The 1,484-nt window shown below is 62.7% G+C and carries 2 protein-coding genes; both read right to left on the bottom strand.

What is annotated here, in order from left to right:
• Nucleotides 1–542 (bottom strand): transposase (locus tag QZ271_RS14295; protein ID WP_291432605.1); only part of this gene is annotated, 542 nt, incomplete at its 3' end.
• Between the two features lie 230 nt (nucleotides 543–772).
• A complete protein-coding gene (locus QZ271_RS14300) occupies nucleotides 773–1,285 on the bottom strand; it encodes a hypothetical protein (protein WP_291432607.1) in 513 nt (170 codons plus the stop codon).
• Between the last annotated feature and the right edge of the window lie 199 nt (nucleotides 1,286–1,484).

Consider the following 1,484-nt stretch of genomic DNA (forward strand, 5'->3'; position numbering starts at 1 on the left):
GCGTTGTTCGTCGGTGGAATGTCCGGGTCCTTCAGGAACCGCCACAACCGGTCCAGCACGCTCTGCTTCAGGATTCCCAGTCGGAGTCGCTCGTTCGGCTTCGACTTCAACGGCACCCGATTCAGCAGGGCGTCCAGACGCAGGGTGAGTTCCTCACCCTGCTGCGCATACTCCTCTCGCGTACAGACCCCGGTCGTCACCTCCCGGTGCAGTCGGATGCCATCCCGGAAGACCTGCGCGACCCGTTGCCCGTACAGCTCTCCCCGCCCGGGTTGCCGCTGGAGAACAGCGACAACCTCATCCGCGTTGCGGATCAGGTGCGCCAGGCACTTCTGCTGCCGGACGTCCTGCAGGTAGCGGCTGTCGTACGAGGAGAAGCGGTCGCTGATCAGTACGCCGGCGAAGTTCTCCCCCAGGCCTTCCCGGACTTCCACGTTCGTGTGCCGCAGGTTCGCGCGGAACACCACGGTGTCCGCGCTGCGAAAGGCTCCTACCCAGGCGTTCTGAGCGCCGATCCGCCAGCCGGTGTCGTCGTGATGCACGGAGGGTGCCTGCTAGATCTGTGTCTGCAGCGCATCGACGTGGGCCGCCAGGGCGCTGCCGTCAGCTGCAAGCCGCTGTGCGGCTTGCGTGATCGCACCCTGCGTGATCTGGATCCCTCCAAGGAGGTCCATGACCCGACCGATGCGGCGGACCGGGAGGCCCAGCTCGTGATGCAGGGTCTGCAGGGTGGCGTGTAGGGCGGGTCCCAGGCGGTGGAGGAGTAGCGTCCTCATTGGCGTCTGTTCACGACGATAGAGGTCGCACCGACCTGATCGGATTTCAGATCAGTATGGTCACCACGCACCGCGTGGTGACACTGCGGGCACTCCATGACAGGCACGTGGTACTCAGTGACCTGCATGGCGTTCTGGGGGACGAGTTCCGTGACCCAGGCCTTGTCCTGACGGGTGAAGATCAGCAGGCCCGTGAACCCACAGCGAGGACAGGTATTGGGCGTTTCGACTTCCACGGTTGCCGTGATCTGCTCTGGCGTGGGTTGGGCCTTGTGGGCGAAAGTGCCTTCACCAGGACGGCGTCCTGGTGACTTGGGATCGGCCGTGCGTTTCTCCCGACTGAAGGGGGCGGCGTACTTGCGTTCCCGCCGTTCCAGCTCTTCGATGCGCTTCTTCAGGCGGGCGATTTCCGCTTTGAGGGCTTTGTTCTCGGCGATCAGCCCGTCGTTCTGCTCGGACTGGTGACGGATGATCTCGAGGAGATCCTTCTCAGTCATCCGGGCGCCCATGGACAGCATGGTAACGGCCCAGATGCCCAGCCGGAAGCCGGGTATCCGAGCGACCGCTAATCACAGACGTTCTCGGCGATCAGCCCGTCGTTCTGCTCGGATTGGCGACGGATGATCTCGAAGAGTAACTGCTCAGCAGGGTAAATTGCTCAGAATCTGAATTCAGCCCTATAAATTGCTAAGAAGCTGCTTTCAAATG

The organism is Deinococcus sp. (genome assembly GCF_018260555.1).
GTDB lineage: Bacteria > Deinococcota > Deinococci > Deinococcales > Deinococcaceae > Deinococcus.

Bases quoted from the DNA above. Each gene is read 5' to 3' on its own strand.
- QZ271_RS14300 (WP_291432607.1), bottom strand. From the start codon at position 1,285: ATGGGCGCCCGGATGACTGAGAAGGATCTCCTCGAGATCATCCGTCAC.